Source organism: Rhizobium album (genome assembly GCF_003122325.1).
In the GTDB taxonomy this organism is placed as follows: domain Bacteria; phylum Pseudomonadota; class Alphaproteobacteria; order Rhizobiales; family Rhizobiaceae; genus Metarhizobium; species Metarhizobium album.
In genome coordinates this window covers 45,165-60,257 of the sequence record NZ_QFBC01000010.1, presented here as the reverse complement: position 1 = coordinate 60,257, position 15,093 = coordinate 45,165, and the positions used below count along the sequence as shown (strand labels likewise).

20 protein-coding genes are annotated in these 15,093 nt (G+C 57.9%); 13 read left to right on the top strand and 7 right to left on the bottom strand.

Annotation, left to right across the window (positions count from 1 at the left end; genetic code table 11):
• Positions 1 to 235 precede the first annotated feature (235 nt).
• From DEM27_RS20200 to DEM27_RS20185, 4 genes are all read left to right on the top strand, one after another.
• Complete coding sequence (locus DEM27_RS20200) at positions 236 to 706, top strand: Hsp20 family protein (RefSeq protein WP_109460062.1); 471 nt, start codon at positions 236 to 238, stop codon at positions 704 to 706.
• 119 nt (positions 707 to 825) lie between these two features.
• Positions 826 to 1,095, top strand: a complete 270-nt coding sequence (locus DEM27_RS20195) for a hypothetical protein (protein ID WP_245445962.1) — start codon at positions 826 to 828, stop codon at positions 1,093 to 1,095.
• A 98-nt stretch (positions 1,096 to 1,193) separates the two neighbouring features.
• Positions 1,194 to 1,643 (top strand): DUF892 family protein, encoded by a 450-nt coding sequence (locus DEM27_RS20190; protein ID WP_109460060.1) that lies wholly within the window; start codon positions 1,194 to 1,196, stop codon positions 1,641 to 1,643.
• Positions 1,644 to 1,780: 137 nt separating this feature from the next.
• Positions 1,781 to 2,401 carry an alpha/beta hydrolase gene (locus tag DEM27_RS20185; protein WP_337250478.1) on the top strand — a complete coding sequence of 207 codons (621 nt, stop codon included), beginning with the start codon at positions 1,781 to 1,783 and terminating at the stop codon, positions 2,399 to 2,401.
• A 44-nt stretch (positions 2,402 to 2,445) separates the two neighbouring features.
• Here DEM27_RS20185 and DEM27_RS20180 read toward each other — a convergent pair whose 3' ends face one another.
• Both DEM27_RS20180 and DEM27_RS20175 read right to left on the bottom strand, forming a co-directional pair.
• Positions 2,446 to 2,955 (bottom strand): hydrolase, encoded by a 510-nt coding sequence (locus DEM27_RS20180; protein WP_109460059.1) that lies wholly within the window; start codon positions 2,953 to 2,955, stop codon positions 2,446 to 2,448.
• 6 nt (positions 2,956 to 2,961) lie between these two features.
• Entirely contained in the window at positions 2,962 to 3,363 is a 402-nt protein-coding gene (locus DEM27_RS20175; protein WP_109460058.1) for a DUF2177 family protein, read from the bottom strand.
• Between the two features lie 150 nt (positions 3,364 to 3,513).
• Between DEM27_RS20175 and DEM27_RS20170 the strand changes: the two genes are divergently transcribed.
• A complete protein-coding gene (locus DEM27_RS20170; RefSeq protein WP_165823503.1) occupies positions 3,514 to 4,383 on the top strand; it encodes a hypothetical protein in 870 nt (289 codons plus the stop codon).
• Positions 4,384 to 4,398: 15 nt separating this feature from the next.
• On the opposite strand, the gene DEM27_RS20165 is transcribed toward DEM27_RS20170, so the two are convergent.
• The 4 genes from DEM27_RS20165 to ku (DEM27_RS20150) all read right to left on the bottom strand — a co-directional run bounded on the left by DEM27_RS20165 (position 4,399) and on the right by ku (DEM27_RS20150) (position 7,337).
• A complete protein-coding gene (locus tag DEM27_RS20165) occupies positions 4,399 to 4,674 on the bottom strand; it encodes a hypothetical protein (RefSeq protein WP_109460057.1) in 276 nt (91 codons plus the stop codon).
• Positions 4,675 to 5,012: 338 nt separating this feature from the next.
• Entirely contained in the window at positions 5,013 to 5,609 is a 597-nt protein-coding gene (locus tag DEM27_RS20160; protein ID WP_109460056.1) for a hypothetical protein, read from the bottom strand.
• Complete coding sequence (gene ku, locus DEM27_RS20155) at positions 5,609 to 6,421, bottom strand: non-homologous end joining protein Ku (RefSeq protein ID WP_109460055.1); 813 nt, start codon at positions 6,419 to 6,421, stop codon at positions 5,609 to 5,611. The genes DEM27_RS20160 and ku (DEM27_RS20155) overlap by 1 nt, the downstream gene beginning before the upstream one ends.
• A 10-nt stretch (positions 6,422 to 6,431) precedes the next feature.
• Positions 6,432 to 7,337, bottom strand: coding sequence for a non-homologous end joining protein Ku (gene ku / locus DEM27_RS20150; RefSeq protein WP_109460054.1), 906 nt, complete (start codon positions 7,335 to 7,337; stop codon positions 6,432 to 6,434).
• A gap of 200 nt (positions 7,338 to 7,537) precedes the next feature.
• On the opposite strand from ku (DEM27_RS20150), the gene DEM27_RS20145 reads away from it, so the two are divergent.
• From DEM27_RS20145 to DEM27_RS20110, 7 genes are all read left to right on the top strand, one after another.
• Positions 7,538 to 7,717: a hypothetical protein gene (locus DEM27_RS20145; RefSeq protein WP_109460053.1), complete on the top strand. Its 180-nt coding sequence runs from the start codon at positions 7,538 to 7,540 to the stop codon at positions 7,715 to 7,717.
• Positions 7,714 to 8,511, top strand: a complete 798-nt coding sequence (gene xth, locus DEM27_RS20140; RefSeq protein WP_109460052.1) for an exodeoxyribonuclease III — start codon at positions 7,714 to 7,716, stop codon at positions 8,509 to 8,511. Before DEM27_RS20145 ends, xth begins: the two co-directional genes overlap by 4 nt.
• Positions 8,508 to 8,720, top strand: a complete 213-nt coding sequence (locus DEM27_RS20135; protein WP_109460051.1) for a hypothetical protein — start codon at positions 8,508 to 8,510, stop codon at positions 8,718 to 8,720. The genes xth and DEM27_RS20135 overlap by 4 nt, the downstream gene beginning before the upstream one ends.
• 270 nt (positions 8,721 to 8,990) lie before the next feature.
• Positions 8,991 to 10,346 (top strand): DUF2357 domain-containing protein, encoded by a 1,356-nt coding sequence (locus tag DEM27_RS20125; RefSeq protein ID WP_109460049.1) that lies wholly within the window; start codon positions 8,991 to 8,993, stop codon positions 10,344 to 10,346.
• A gap of 295 nt (positions 10,347 to 10,641) precedes the next feature.
• Positions 10,642 to 10,887 carry a helix-turn-helix transcriptional regulator gene (locus DEM27_RS20120; protein WP_165823502.1) on the top strand — a complete coding sequence of 82 codons (246 nt, stop codon included), beginning with the start codon at positions 10,642 to 10,644 and terminating at the stop codon, positions 10,885 to 10,887.
• Between the two features lie 469 nt (positions 10,888 to 11,356).
• On the top strand, positions 11,357 to 11,668 hold the full coding sequence (locus DEM27_RS20115; RefSeq protein WP_109460047.1) for a DUF2853 family protein: 312 nt from the start codon (positions 11,357 to 11,359) through the stop codon (positions 11,666 to 11,668).
• Positions 11,669 to 11,776: 108 nt separating this feature from the next.
• Entirely contained in the window at positions 11,777 to 12,571 is a 795-nt protein-coding gene (locus tag DEM27_RS20110; protein ID WP_109460046.1) for a thymidylate synthase, read from the top strand.
• Between the two features lie 33 nt (positions 12,572 to 12,604).
• On the opposite strand, the gene DEM27_RS20105 is transcribed toward DEM27_RS20110, so the two are convergent.
• A complete protein-coding gene (locus DEM27_RS20105; protein ID WP_128755536.1) occupies positions 12,605 to 14,326 on the bottom strand; it encodes a hypothetical protein in 1,722 nt (573 codons plus the stop codon).
• 229 nt (positions 14,327 to 14,555) lie between these two features.
• Between DEM27_RS20105 and DEM27_RS20100 the strand changes: the two genes are divergently transcribed.
• A complete protein-coding gene (locus DEM27_RS20100) occupies positions 14,556 to 15,080 on the top strand; it encodes a dihydrofolate reductase (protein WP_109460044.1) in 525 nt (174 codons plus the stop codon).
• Positions 15,081 to 15,093 lie beyond the last annotated feature (13 nt).

Genomic DNA, 15,093 nt, shown 5'->3' with positions numbered 1-15,093 from the left:
CTCCCAAAAACTTCAATCGGTGGTCAAAATTCTCAGGTTCAAAAGAGATTGTCCCTGCAATATCAGGGTTCAAGAGGTCGAAGATCCGAGCCTCGAAAAATTTTCACGTCAGGTCTTGAATCAGAAAATTGCCGAAACCAGATCATTTCCCGTCAGTCGCCTCTAAGGGACTGACAGCACCAGGAGACGCAGGTTTCCGCGTCTCTTTCCAACTCGCTTCAAGGAGGTTTTGGTCATGAGAACTGAATTCGACTTCGCACCGCTGTATCGGTCCAGCATCGGCTTCGACCGTGTGTTCAATCTCCTCAACAACCCGCAGCGCCTCCAGGCAATCGACACCTGGCCGCCGTATGACATCGTCAAGAGCGGTGACGACGAGTACCGCATCGTGATGGCTGTCGCAGGCTTCGGTGAAGGCGATCTCGACATCACCCAGGAGCGCAACGTCCTGGTCGTGAAGGGCGGGAATTCGGAGGAGCAGCAGGGCGAGTACCTTCATCGCGGCATCGCAGGACGGGGCTTCGAGCGCAGGTTCGAACTCGCCGACCATGTCCGCGTCGAGGATGCAACCCTCATCAACGGCCTTCTGACCGTTTCGCTTCGCCGCGAGATCCCGGAAGCCATGAAGCCGCGCAAGATCCAGATCGGCAGCCACGGTCAGGACAAGCAGGTTCTCCAGATCGAGGCTGATCAGCAGGCCGCATGATCACCTGACGTCGTATTCGGCAGTGCCCTCCGCCCAGTACCGGGCGGAGGGCAGCGGCTGTCCGTACTTCGGCAACATCCCCAACATAAGCTGAGTTACCAATGTATCTCGAGTCCAGCATGCAGAGCATGACCGTTGAAGAGCGGGAAGAGGCCTTCACGGACGTTGCCCGCCTTCTCGATAGCGCCGCGTTCGAAGCGATGATCGAGGGAAATCGAAAGTTTGCGATCTTCTCGAAGAATATGGCCGAAGCGATCCGCCTGAACGCGGATGAACTCGCACGTGAAGATGCGCGTCACGCCCAAAGGGTGATGCAGCAGGCAACCGATCTTATCCGTCAGTTCGAAACCGTTCATCCTTACCGGATGCGAAGCCACTCCGTTCATTGAGAGCCTGGATCCGTCTTGGCATCTTGAAGTCCTCCCGCAGGAACATTGTTTCCGGCGGATCGTTAGCGGGTTCCCAACCACGTAAACGGAGAAGTTCTATGGTCACCATGGTCGGCAACGAAGGCAACATCGAAAAGCTTGTCAAGGATCTGCTCTATCTCGAGCACGACGCGATCGCCGCATATGACTCCTGCATCGAACGGCTGGACGACAAGACACTCAGCGCGAAGATCGCCGAATTCAAGCAGGATCATCTCCAGCATGTAGTTGTGCTGAACGAGATGGCGCGCGAACTCGGCATCGAGGCCCCAACAGAAGGCGACATGAAGCAGATGCTGACGACCGGCAAAATTGCGCTGGCCGACCTCATGGGCGACGCGGCCATCCTCAAGGCAATGAAGACCAACGAGGATGACACAGTCACGGCATACGAGCGTGCATCGCGCCACGAAGATGCGATCCCGCAGTCGAAGGCGTTCTTCCTGAAGGCACACCAGGACGAGGAGCGGCACCGGGCCTGGATGGAGACGACCGCGAAAGCGATGTGATCTTGAAAACGAGTTCGGTAATGCTCATCTGAAGGTCACCACCCACATTGCCGACGGCCTGCAGCGACCATGATGGTTGCGCGTTCGCCGTCGCGGGTGACGAGGGCGCTCCCCATGGCGGGTTGAGCGCCCTCTGTATGTTTCTGAAGCCGAGATCAATGACAGCGTCGCACCTCATCATCTTCCTCCACGGTATAGGGGCATCCGGTGAGCAGCTTGCGCCGCTTGCCTCATCATGGCGCGCTCACCTGCCAGATTTCGCGTTCGCGACCCCGGATGCTCCCGTACGGAACAGCTACGGAGGCCACCAGTGGTTCAAGGTCGACGGCATGCAGCTCGATCCTGGGCGGATCCGGCAAGCGCGTGAGGCCTTCGACCGAAAGATCCGCGATGTCGTCTCCCGGGAAGGATTCGATGGTCGTCTTGACCATGTCGCGTTCGTGGGCGTGTCGCAGGGGGCCATCGTAGCGCTGGATGGTGTCGCGTCTGCTCGCTGGAAGATTGGTGCTCTAGTGGCATTTTCCGGCCTTCTTCCCCCAGGTCCGGTGCCTCCAGATGGAGGTCGGACACCAGTACTGCTTATCCACGGCGCAGACGACCGGACCATTCCATCGGCGGCATCGACAATTGCGGCAGGACAGCTTCGGTCAGCGGGTTTCCGTGTGGAACTCGATGTGGAGCCGCGCGTCGGCCATACGATCTCGACGACCGGGGCAGGCAAGGCGCTCGCGTTCCTACAAAGCGCTTTTCGCAGGTAGGTGTTTAGGATGTCCGTCCGTTCACCCGGGCGGGGACGGTCACCTCATTCAGCGGGCCGCCGCTTCACTTTGGCCGACAAGATATCGGCGAGGCCCACAGGCTTCAATGATCGCGCATCGACACCAACATCAAACTGCCGAGGGACCGGTTTGAGTCTCCCGTGCGAATGGCCGTGCAAATTGATCGACCCCTTGCCCATCTGGTTCCAGGTGCGGAACGCGTAATGGCACAGGATGAGATGATAGCCGTCCTCCTTGATTTCGGCGTAATGCTGGACGCTGGCCCACCCCACGGATCCTGACGTTGTCGTCGGATCGTTGTTGCCGACAATCAGGTGCTTTCGGCCACTGAGTCTGCCGAGTAGCTCCGCACAGTCTCCGCCCTTCGACAACATGAAGTCGCCGAGATGCCACACATCGTCGTCCTGGCCGACGACACTGTTCCAGTTTTCGATGAGCGCGGCATCGTGCTCCGCGATGTCTGCAAATGGACGGCGGTCGATGCGGAGAACGCGTGGATCTCCAAAGTGGGTATCACCTGTGAAGAAAATCACGCCGCTCTATCCGAATTGCCGAACCGCTGCATACCCGCATGCGCTCGCGGCCGCTGTCAGGACGGTCCCCCAAACCAGATCGACGACGGTCAGCGGTACTGGCCAGCCCTTGAGGGTCGAGAGGTTCGTCATGTCGTAGGTGCCGTATGCTGCCAGGCCGAGGAGCGCGCCGTAGCCGACCGCGGTCCAGAGCGAACCTGCCTCAAGTCCAGGGCGAACCGCCAGCACAACGATAGCGACCGCGAAAAAGAGGTAGAAGATCGACGCCACCGCGAAATTCGGAGACGGTAGCATCAGATCGCCAAGCTGTTCGCGATAGAAGGTCTTGGCAACGACACCAAGCCAGATCGCATCGATAAGGAGGAAGGACAACAGCGTTCCGGCGTAGGCGACACCAAGTGTTTTCATCCGATCGCGACCCCTGCGTTGAACTTCGATGTGTGAACCCGATAGTGGCGGTGTTGTTCCTTGTTACCGCGACGTCGAAGTCCTCGGCGCGGCTCTTACGCGCTTCGAATGGGCGGTTGAACTCCGTCGAGTTGATGACGTTATGCACAAATGACCGACGAGACGAAGACCGATACTAACAAACCAACGGCTGTAGAAGCTGCCCGGCCTGGCGCAGACGTGACCTTCCCGTTCGACCGGATGACCGTCGACCAGTTCCGGAAAAGATTTCCGCGCGCCCGGTGGAGTGACTCTCGCCAGGCCTGGTTCGTGCCCGGCCGGACAGCGCCTCAGCGGTTTACCCGATGGCTCGCCGAACTCGAGGCTGAGGCGGACGCATTCGCCGACGCGAAAGGCCGGGACGCGTTCGAATTCGATCCCATCGAAAGCGCCTATCTCGAAGTCGGGAGGGCCGGATTCCGAATCAAGACGCCTTTCTCACGGACGGTTGTCGAGAAACTTCGGGAGATCCGATACTCGCGATGGGATGGGGAAATGAAGCTCTGGCACGTCCCATTCCGATCCTTCCAAGAACTCCGTGATCGTTGGCCTGAAATCGAACAGGCAGCACGTCGCAACGAACCCCAGGAGCGACGGCGACGCGCCGAGGAGCGCAAGGGTACCGAGGAGGAAGCGAAGTCGAAAGCCCGGGCGGCCGAACGGAAGCGGCGACGATATCCAGTGGCGAGTGACGCTCTCCCGCCCATCGGCCGGGTTGTCGCGGTTCAATACGGGCTGGTGGTCTTCGAAGAGGTCACCGGTGAACTCGTTGATCCAGAAGTGGTCGCGGAATTCTACCCCGGAGTCACGGACGATCACGTCTGGGGCGTTTGGAGAAAGCCGACGCTGGAGGAGCTTGTCCATGCATGGCCATCGAAAGCGGCTGCACTGGAGAAGGCGGAATGGTGGCCGCCGACGATCGAGGAACTGCGACCGGCTCGACGGATTGCGAGTCGTCGGAGTGCGAAGCGCCAGGACTAATCCCTGTACTCGTTATTAGCGTCGTTTCAGGATTGAAAGATCCCGCTCGACATCTCGGTTGGCGATCATGCCCAGCATGATGTTGTCGGACAGTTCCACAAGCGCTGCAGCAACCTCCTCAGGGCGCCAGCCCGCAGAGACAGCCGCGAGCGCGACATCGGACACGCCGTCGGCGATCGCTTCCTGGCATCTGAGAAATCTGTCCGGAGCGGTTCCGGCAGGAGGGGGCACGATTGCTTTCATCGAAAAGAGAATGGTGCCGGCACCACGATCGTCAAGGTTCGGCGACATGCTGACGCGGGGAGACGCATTTGAAGTTGACACCACCGCGACCGAGGTAAGTGTTGTTCACGGCATCGTATCCCAGCCCATATTCGGTAGCGCACCACGTGATGTGCCTGACCTCGCGAGCGGACAGAACTGAGGATCCTGCATTTGCCAAACCTTGACCATCTTCGGCGAATGCGGACGCCCCCTGACTACTACTCGCGTTGACCTTCCAGGCAGGTTCCCGGATCTGGAAGGCGCTAGCTGAGGACAATGATGATCCCAGGACGAGGCCGCAGATCGAGGCAATGGAGGCGAACTTGACGACGCTGTGCATTGAAGTAACCGATCTTTAGAATTGTCTAAGAAACGGCTCTCTCAAGATTTTGGTTCCCATTGCTTTCGGCCGCCGCCGTTTGCGCGAGAATCTGGACCAACGCTTCGGCGCGCTGCAGGCATACGAGAGGACCTTCGACAACCGTGGACCGGGGTTGCTTCTCCTTCAGGTCCAAGACGCGATTGTTAGCTGGCGCGGTGATGACCGCGAAGTGCCCTCCTGGGCTATAGATCGCGATGCGATAGCCTTCGAACTCACGCACCATGCTGGGCATGTCCGACCTCTTTCCCGCCTTCATGCCGCAAGCTACTCGCGACGTGATCACGGCCCTACGTCCGGAGACTGGTGGAGGCGAGGCGAGCACCATCGCCTCCGTCACCCAGATCCTGCCATCTACGTCTTCGCCACGATGAAGCGCGGCCGCGGCGATGTCGCGATAGTACTCCGCAAAACGGACGAGCCTCCTGAGGGACTTTTCTGGGGGCGGCGCGGTAGCTCTCATGGCTTCGCAGGTCACAATGATCAGCCAGACCGATACACCATCGGTGACGGCGATCTGGCCGTTCTCGTAGTAGATGAACGGGGAGGGCTCGCAGATCTCAATTTCGTGCCGACCGGACATCAACCCGCCTTCCTGCTCCTCAGTTCGTCCGCGACGCTCTTCCGTAGGGCGTCCATGATGTTCACAACATTCGAGGCAGGTGCCGGACCATCTTTGGTCTTCGCGGTCTTCTTTCTCGGCTTCAATGCCTTCTTCTTCTCCTCGATCAGCTTCAGGAGGCTCTCCTGGATCGGGTCGCTGACCATCTCCGGCGACCACCGCTTCGTCTTCTGCTTGATGAGCTTCTGGACGAGGGGGACAAGGTCCGGGTCGGCCTCGTCGTCGATGTCTTCGAAATAGTTTTCTTCCGGCCGGACCTCGTCTCCAAAACGAAGTGACCAAAGCACGATGCCGTCGTCCCGGGGTTCGAGGACGACGGCTTTCTCCCGGCGGCCGATCACAAGCTTCGATATCCCGACAACCTTGTCTGCCTTCATCGCGTCACGGATGACCGCGAAGGCCTCGTTTCCGACGGCGTTGTCGGGCATCAGATAGTGCGGCTTCTCCAGGTAGACCCACTCGATGCTGTCGGCAGGCGCGAACTTCTCGATGTCGATAGTCTTCACCGTATCGAGCGCGACGTTATCGAGGTCGTCTTCGGTCAGGATCACGTAGTCGTTCTCACCCCGGGCATAACCCTTGGCCTCGTTCTCGTCCTTCACGGGTTTGCCAGTGACGGAGTCGATGTACTGCGAAACCACGCGGTTGCCCGTGTCCTTATTAAGGGTGTGGAAGCGAACCTTCTCCGATTCCGACGTCGCGGGGGTCATGTTCACGGGACACGTGACGAGGGAGAGCTTGAGGTAGCCTTTCCAATAGGGACGGAGTGCCATTGTGTCCTCCTCATGCCGACTTGCGCTGCGGGGCCGCCTTCGAAGCGGCGGACTTCGCGGCAGCCCCGCGCGCGGCGCTCTGACGGCCTGTGCCCTTGTTGGCATTGGCCGCAGTGCGTTTCGGTTTTTCGTCGGCAGCCTTCATCATGCCAGCGCTCTCCCGGAGGGCGGCCAGCAGATCGTTTGGTTTCGAGACCTCAACCTTCTTGCGCTTCGGCAGGGATTTGCCTTCGATCTTCGCCTTGACGAGTTCCTCCAGTGCGGCCTCGTAGCGGTCGTCGAAAGTGGCCGGATCGAAGTCGCCCTTCTTCGTCGAAATGATGTGCTTCGCCAGATCGAGCATCTCGCCCTCGATCTTGATCTTCGGCATTTCCTCGAAGGCCTTCTTCGACGAGCGAACCTCGTAGTCGTAGTTCAGGGTGGTCGCGATCAGACCCTTTCCGTGCGGGCGGATCAGGACAGTCCGCATACGGCGGAAGAGCACCGTCCTGGCGATGGCGGCGACTTTCGATTTCCGCATCCCGTCGCGCAGTGCTGCGAAGGCGTCCGACCCCATCTTGTCCGGTGTCAGATAGTAGGGCTTGTCGAAGTAGACATCGTCGACATCGGAGCAGGGTATGAACGCCTCGATCTCGAGCGTCTTGTTGCTCTCAGGGATTGTGGCGGCCACCTCATCGGGGTCGATGATGATGTATTGACCGTTCTCGATCTCGAAGCCCTTGGTCTGCTGCTCCTTCTCGACCCGCTCCTCAGTTTCGCTGTCGATGAATACGCGGTTGACCCTGTTTCCGGTCGCCGTGTTGATGGTGTTGAATGTTATGCGGTCGGAGGTCGATGCCGCCGTGTAGAGTGCGACACCCGCCGAGACTTCGCCAAACTTAATGAACCCTTTCCATTGAGCGCGCATGCCAGCCATCGAACTCTCCATACTGAACGCAACTTTGGCGATTCAACCGAATCACCGTGCGAATCGTTCCGGCGCGAAAAGCGACTCTTTTTCAATGACTTGATTCAGTTTTCCACTGCAACCTGAGGAGTCGGATCAAGATGCTGGAATCGATGCATCTTTTCGCGGTGTCGCGAGTTATCTGCGTACCGCAACCGCAGGAGAGTCTCATGAGCAAGCGTGAACTGATCGATACAGGAACCGACAAGCGCTACGTCCGCCGTGACGATGAGGGCAAGTTCAAGGAGTCCGTCGATGTCGGCAGATCGCTGTCCGCCGACAAGCGTCACGAAGCCAAGCATGATGCGAAGCCGGGTGAGGGCGATAAGGGCGATCACAAGCGCAAGTGAAGGTCGCCACCTATAACGTCAACGGCGTGAACGGCCGTCTGGACGTCCTTCTCCGATGGCTGACCGAGGCCGAACCCGATGTCGTGGTGCTTCAGGAGCTGAAGGCTCCCGATGCCAAGTTCCCTGTGAGGGAGATCGAAAAGGCCGGGTATGGAGCTGTCTGGCACGGTCAGAAGTCATGGAATGGCGTCGCGATGCTCGCCCGTGGCTCTGAGCCGCTCCTGACGCGCAAAGGGCTTCCCGGCGAACATGAGGACGAGCAGAGCCGTTATATTGAAGCGGTAATCGACGGCATCGTCATCGGCGGTCTCTACCTGCCGAACGGCAATCCGTATCCCGGACCCAAGTTCGACTACAAGCTCCGCTGGTTCCAGCGTCTTCATTCCTACGCTGCCGAGCTTCTGGATCTCGAGGTCCCTGTCATTCTGGCGGGCGACTACAACGTCATGCCGACTGATCTCGACGTCTACAAGCCAGAGCGCTGGAAGGACGATGCCCTTTTCCGCACTGAGGTGCGCGAAGCATTCCGCGCACTTGTAGGGCAGGGGTGGACGGATGCCGTCCGGGCGCTCCACCCGGACGAGCGGATCTACACCTTCTGGGACTACTTCCGGAATGCCTACGGCCGCGATGCCGGACTTCGCCTGGATCACATCCTGCTCAGTAACGATCTCGCGGACCGGCTCGTCAAGGCCGAGGTCGACAAGCACGTGCGCGGCTGGGAGCACACGAGCGACCATGCACCGGTCTGGATTGAACTCGCTGAAAAGCCTGTCAGAAAAAGGAGGAAGTGATGAGTGATGAATGGAGAGCCGATCTCCGGCTCATGTTCGAGGATCTGGTCGACAAGTTCGTCACCAAAGGGGTCGAACACGAGGACATTCTGAAGGCAATCGGCGAGGAGATCGAAAATCGCCGCAAGGCTAAAGAACGTGATCCAGATCCGGCGGAAGACGACAGCGTGATCGAAGAGCCTGCTAACGATTGGCCTGCGGCAACCTGATCATTCGCATTTTATTAAGTTTGTTCGCAAAGACTGATGCTGAGGGGACGATCAAAATCTGGACAGGGCTTTGATTGCATCGACCCTTATCGCCGTATGGGAATCCCTTCGAGATGTTCATCGGCACTTCGGCTTCCGTACCGCTAAGGCAATCGTCCGTTTCATTGACGAAGCGGTCGCCAGCTCCGACGGAATACTCGACGCCGCCGCGGCTTTGGACGCTCAATTGGCTCAAAAGGTGCTCGTAAAGCTCCGTGGAGAGGGCGATCAATGGTCAGCGACGTTGAATTCGATAAAGGCCACGATCTCAAAGCTCCCGAAAAATTCGAGGTCGCTCAAAATCTTGGAACGAATGATCTCGGATCATGGCAAGTTGGGAAGCTTCCAGTTTTGGGAGTAACTATTCGCCTCGTCGATCCCGACACCGGCGCTTTGGTAAATCTCTATCCAAGAAATGCCTTGGCGCCCGATGCCATCCGCGAGAACAGGCAGTACCACTTCGACATCAGGCTGGACGATGCGGAAATCCCTTGGGACTGGGAGGTACGGGTGGGCGCACTCTCGATGGAGCGCCATATCATCCGCGGCCAGACGTACTTCGTACTGGACTTGGGGTTTTATGCCGGATCCCTCGCATTCAAGGTGATGAGGAAGGACAAGGTTGTCGCTAGCGCGAACGTTGTTGTCAGTCCAGTTCTCGCCAAACTGACCGTCGAACAATATTCCGCGATGCTGGAAGATCTCACTGGTTGGACGAGGGCCATATACCGTCTGGTAGGAGCGACGATTCCGGCCAGCGCCGCCGTTGGGGAAAGCAACCGGCTTGTGACCTTCAATCTCATAAGCTGCTACATTGACCTGCTGGACACAGCAATTCACAGGATCGCTGACCGCCCCGTGAACCGGTACTCGTCAGAGCACGAGGAAGTGTCTCTGTTCCGCGCAAGGAAGGTGACAAACGCAGGGCTTTTGAAGGCACTTCGCAGTCCCCGCATCCGCCGCGCCACGAGCGCGGAGATGGCAGCAGCGCCTGCCCTGGTGGTTGCGTTAGGCGGGCATCTGGTCGAAAGGATTCAGCAACCCCGACAAAGCAGGCATTCTTCAATCTATGAACACCGGGCTCTGCTTGGATTCTTGAACTGGCTCGACAGTGTTTGCAATCGCTTGACAATTGCCCTCATTGCTGAGGGTCGTAGCAACCGCAATATGCTGCTTTCCGACATTACAATCTGGCGAGCAAAGATCGAAAAAATGCGACGCCGTGATGTCTTCCACGGCATTGAACCCGACCGAAGTCTGAGGCCGACTAACATCTTCACGATGAAGCCTAGCTACAAATCTGCCTTCACGATAGCGATGAAGCTGCGGCAGGGGTTGGGCGAAAACGGGTTGCAGGTTTCCCTGCCAATCGCCGAAACTCCTCTACTTTACGAGATGTGGTGCCTCGGAGGTTTTTTGATGGCGGTGGCAAATAACTTCTCCGCGTCGCATGATGCAATCCGCGCGGGTCTGAAGGGATTGCCGTCGAACGAGGGTCTCGGGTGGGTGCTACCGCAAGATGCTGGGTGGACCATACCTCTGGCCGTCTCCGTTCTGCAGGCACGAGTACAACTCGTCTACATTTGATGAGCCTGGAGGATTGGAGCGGTATCGAGAGACATTGTCTCAATCAATTCAGATTCAACTGAGTGCAGATCAGCGGAAAGTCTCCGCGCGTCTTCTGAACTTAAGTAGACGAACTTCATCTGTTGCATCCTCTCGTGGTGATTCGCGAACCGCGGCCTCGCAAATAATTAGCGAAAATTTCGCACAATTTAGCGTTTCTATCGCACTTTTTCGCGACTCGATCGCTATTGTCAACATTTCTTTTGCGGAGCGTTACATTTGATGACACCAAGGCGTCATGAGGCCTCCGTCACGAATGCTTGCTGTCGCTCGACTAATCCTCGGTCAAACTCAGGCCGAGGTAGCGGCGGATTCTGGCATCAGTCCGCGTACGATCTACATGATCGAAAAGGGGGCAGCCGGGATTGCAAGCGTCGAAAAGTTGGTCCGCTATTACAGCAAACGCGGCGTAATTTTTCTCGCGCCGAATGGCGCCGAAGGCTGGGGTATTCGAGCCAATTTTGTGGTCGGTTATTATGATGATGAACGCCTAGGGAATTGATGCCAGTATGGCTATGGTCGGGCGCTCAAAGCCCCTCCCTTCGGTCGGGGTCCAAGTCGGCTTCGCCGAAAATGACGGCCTGCCGGCCGGCTTATTGTGTCAAATTTGACGACAAGACCTCGTCCGCTGCGAAGTAGGCTCCGCTCCTCGGCCTTGTCTTCTAAGCGGAATGCGCGCTGTTCGATCGCCTAGGGGCGATCTGCGCGCATGCTTCAATCTGGGGGGACTTGGCTGGTCGACTAACTGACAGGGGTTGTCTGTATAACGCCCCCGGGTCCAATAGGTTTATTACACCGACCGTTTATTGCCATAGCCGGCCCGAAAGCCGGCACCCCTCATATAGGAGGTTCCGTTCGCTAAAGGAAGGGGGGCGCATGTGGATTTTGCTGCCGCTTGACGTCGGGAAACGCTTCCACCATTCTCGCGGCGCGGGTGCCGCCAATGATGTACCCCGAAGGAAGGAGAGCACATGACGACCGACTATCTCGCAGACGTGAAGAAGTACGACGGCAATGCCGACGAGGCCATCGTGCAGAAGATCGTACGGCACCTGGGTATTGCGCTGCGCAACCGCGATTCCTCGCTGGTCTCGGCCTCCGACCCGACGGAACTTGCCCGCGTCAAGGAAAAATGGTGCGAAAAGAAGCTCGGCATCGGCGGTGACGACGCCGACAAGGCGATCGACGCCACATGCAAGGCAATGGCCGCCGACCGCTCGAAATCGCGCGTGACCTTCTACTACCTGGTCGCCAAGGAACTCGGAAAGCTCGGCTCGCTGTAACGGCAGCCGTCGCCGCCGGCGAAGATGGGGATACCCGGCATGGCTGCTTGGTTTGGCCGCCTTTGGCGGCTAGACTGAGGCGACACTGGAATCGACGGCGGCAATCCGATGAAACAATATCTCGACTTTCTGCGCCATGTGCTGAACACCGGCAGCGACCGCGGCGATCGGACGGGCACGGGCACGCGCTCGGTCTTCGGCTACCAGATGCGCTTCGATCTCGCCGAGGGTTTCCCGCTCCTGACGACGAAGAAGCTGCACCTGAAATCGATCGTCCACGAACTCCTGTGGTTCCTGAAGGGCGACACCAACATCGCCTATCTCAAGGCGAACGGCGTTTCGATCTGGGACGAGTGGGCCGACGAGAACGGTGACCTCGGTCCGGTCTATGGCTCGCAATGGCGCTCCTGGCCGGCGCCGGACGGCCGGCATATCGACCAGATCGCCAACCTGATCGAGGGCATCAAGACCAATCCGAACTCGCGCCGCCACATCGTTTCGGCCTGGAACCCGGCCGAGGTGGATGAGATGGCCCTGCCGCCCTGCCACTGCCTGTTCCAGTTCTACGTCTCCGACGGGCGGCTCTCCTGCCAGCTTTACCAGCGGTCTGCGGATATCTTCCTCGGCGTGCCCTTCAACATCGCCTCCTATGCGCTGCTGACGATGATGGTGGCGCAGGTGACGGGGTTGAAGGCAGGTGATTTCGTCCATTCCTTCGGCGATGCGCATATTTACGCCAATCACTTCGAGCAGGCCAAGCTGCAGCTTTCGCGGACGCCGAAGGCGCTGCCGACGATGCGCATCAATCCCGATGTGAAAGACATCTTCGCCTTCGCCTTCGAGGATTTCATCCTCGAAGGCTATGAGGCGGATGCGACGATCAGGGCGCCGATTGCGGTGTAAAAGAGGCGCCGCCTATAGGCATTGTAGTTGTGTTCAGGCGATAGCCTTGTTGAACTGAGATATCTGGTTGTCACGGGCAGCGATAATGCGGCTCGGATCGCTGATCGTATTGTGACCGATCATATGAACGACCTTCGAAGCTTCGATTGCCGTGCCAATGGCGGAAATGTAGCTGTTCATGTGTTGCTGCAGCAATTCTGGGGTGAATTTTGTATTGCACAACATGTTGAACGGGTTGATTGTATCATACCATTGCAGGAACAGAAGAACGCCGATCTTATGGTTCGGGTGTCCTTCATACGGTATGCGGTTCGCCTGGTAAGCCTTCTGGTTTGCGTGTCCTTCGGCGGAAGCGGTGCTCGCCTGATAGACCTGCGCCGACTTCTCGCCGCTGGCCTTCTTTCTGATCACGTTCAGCGCGGTCAGGGAGGTTACCATGGCGTCTGGAATGTCGATGGACAATTTCTGGATCTCCCGGAAGGAGCCATTGAATTTTTCCGGTGTTATCTTCTGCTTCATGTAATCGGCCCAGAGCGTAAGCTCGATGTAAGGCCGCAATTTGAGCGGATCCGTTATCACTGTCCTGTTGAAGTAATTCGACATCGCTTCCCGGAGTTGGGTGACGTCGCGTTGCATACCGTCGCGGAAAGTTTGCTGGAGGTGCGGTGCCGGCCCACCCCTCTGGTGCGCAAGCGTTGCATGCATGTTGGACATCATGTTGTTGTGCACGACCCGCGCGTTAAAACCCGACGTCTGCGTCCCCTCGAACGAAAACATCTTGACCAATGCTTCCTTGAGTTCCTGCTCGGCGAGCGTCCTGGCTTGCTTCATGCGCAACACCAGCCAGTCATGCAACTGGAAGTTGGTTGGCAGTTGGTCGCCGCTGAGCCCGAGTGTCGTGGCGTCTGCAATGCGGTCTTCGATCGTGGCGATCAGGCCGGCAACACCTTTGTTCGCCTTTACCTCGTCTCGCTGCGTCTTGATCCGTCGCTCGAATTCCGATGTGATTTCCGTATCGTAGTGGAATTTTTCAAGTGCGGCCGTCAGGGGACCACTGATGACCTTGCCGATGATGGGGATCATTTCCACGCTCGAGCCGGCGATCTTGGTAATCAGGGCTAGCCGAGCATTGCCCGCCTTGCCGATAGCGCGATAGGCATTGGCGAAGTTCTCATGCACCTCGTCGGAGACGCGTCCCATCGTCGCGACGGCTTCCGCGTTGTTTGCAAGATGCTTGTTAAAATCGATCAGCAGCAGGCTGATTTCCTTGAACAGAAAATCGCCGTTCTCTTTGGCCATGCGCGACACGAGGCTTTTGGCGCCAATCACCTTGTTGAGCTTCGCCTCCAACTCGGGCATGACGATCACCGGGTTGCGTGGCGGCGATGCCTCGCTGATCACGGCGGGCTTCAGAGGTTCTCTCATGGGTACGGCAGCCGCGGAGGGCTGAGGCGCGGCAAGCTGGCGTATGTGCTGGTTCAGTTCCTGATCCGGTTTGCCTTTGTTGGTCTTGAATAGTTCTTCGACCGTATCAGCGGCCAGCATGCCGTTGACATATTGCAGGTAGGTCAAGGCGCGTGCGAGGTTTTCACGCTCAGTCGGGCGCAGCAGCGCGAAGATCGATTTATTGTAGAAATCGTTGGCCCGGCTCTGGTTCGTATCGAGCTTCAGCTTCAACTGCTGTATTGTCGGTACTGAAATGCCCGCTGCCTTAAATCCACTTTCAATTTGCTGCCATCTGGTCTCGCGGCTCATGTCATCCACCCGTCGATATTTGGTTTATAAAATGTATATTTCTCAATGCACGTTCATATCTGTCGCGCTTCATGGCCATGATTACTGTTTTTCCTTGCGATTTATTTATTCCGGAACGCATTTTTGAGGAATTCTTTTTGTGGAAAGCTTTCTTTTGCATTTTTGGTTTCCTTGTTCTTAAGCTCGCGGTCTCGTAGTCTATAAATGGTTTTCCTGGTGAGGGCGGGTTATGTCTTCAATTCCCATCTCCATCGTCGTCGCCGTTTCGGAGAACGGCATCATCGGCCGTGACGGCGACATGCCGTGGCGGTTGTCGACGGACCTGATGCGCTTCAAGGCGCTGACGCTCGGCAAGCCGGTGATCATGGGGCGCAAGACATTGCAGTCGATCGGCAGGCCACTGCCGGGGCGGCCGAACATCGTCATTACCCGTGATGCGGGTTTTGTCTTTCCCGGCGTCCACGTGGTGCACGATATCGATGCAGCGATCGATCTGGCGGGGACGCTTGCACTCGACGTTGGGGCTACGGAAATCGCGGTGATCGGCGGCGGCGAAATCTATCGCCAGGCGATCGGGCGCACTGATATCCTTTATGTCACCCACGTGGACCATGCGGTGGACGGCGACACGCGGTTCCCGGCCATCGATCCGGGGCTCTGGGAAAAGGTCAGCGAAGAAGCCGTGCCCGCCGGCGAGCGCGACAGCTATGCCACCCGCTTTGCCATCTACCGGCGCCGGACCCGCGAAGCTTAACTATTTTCCGTTA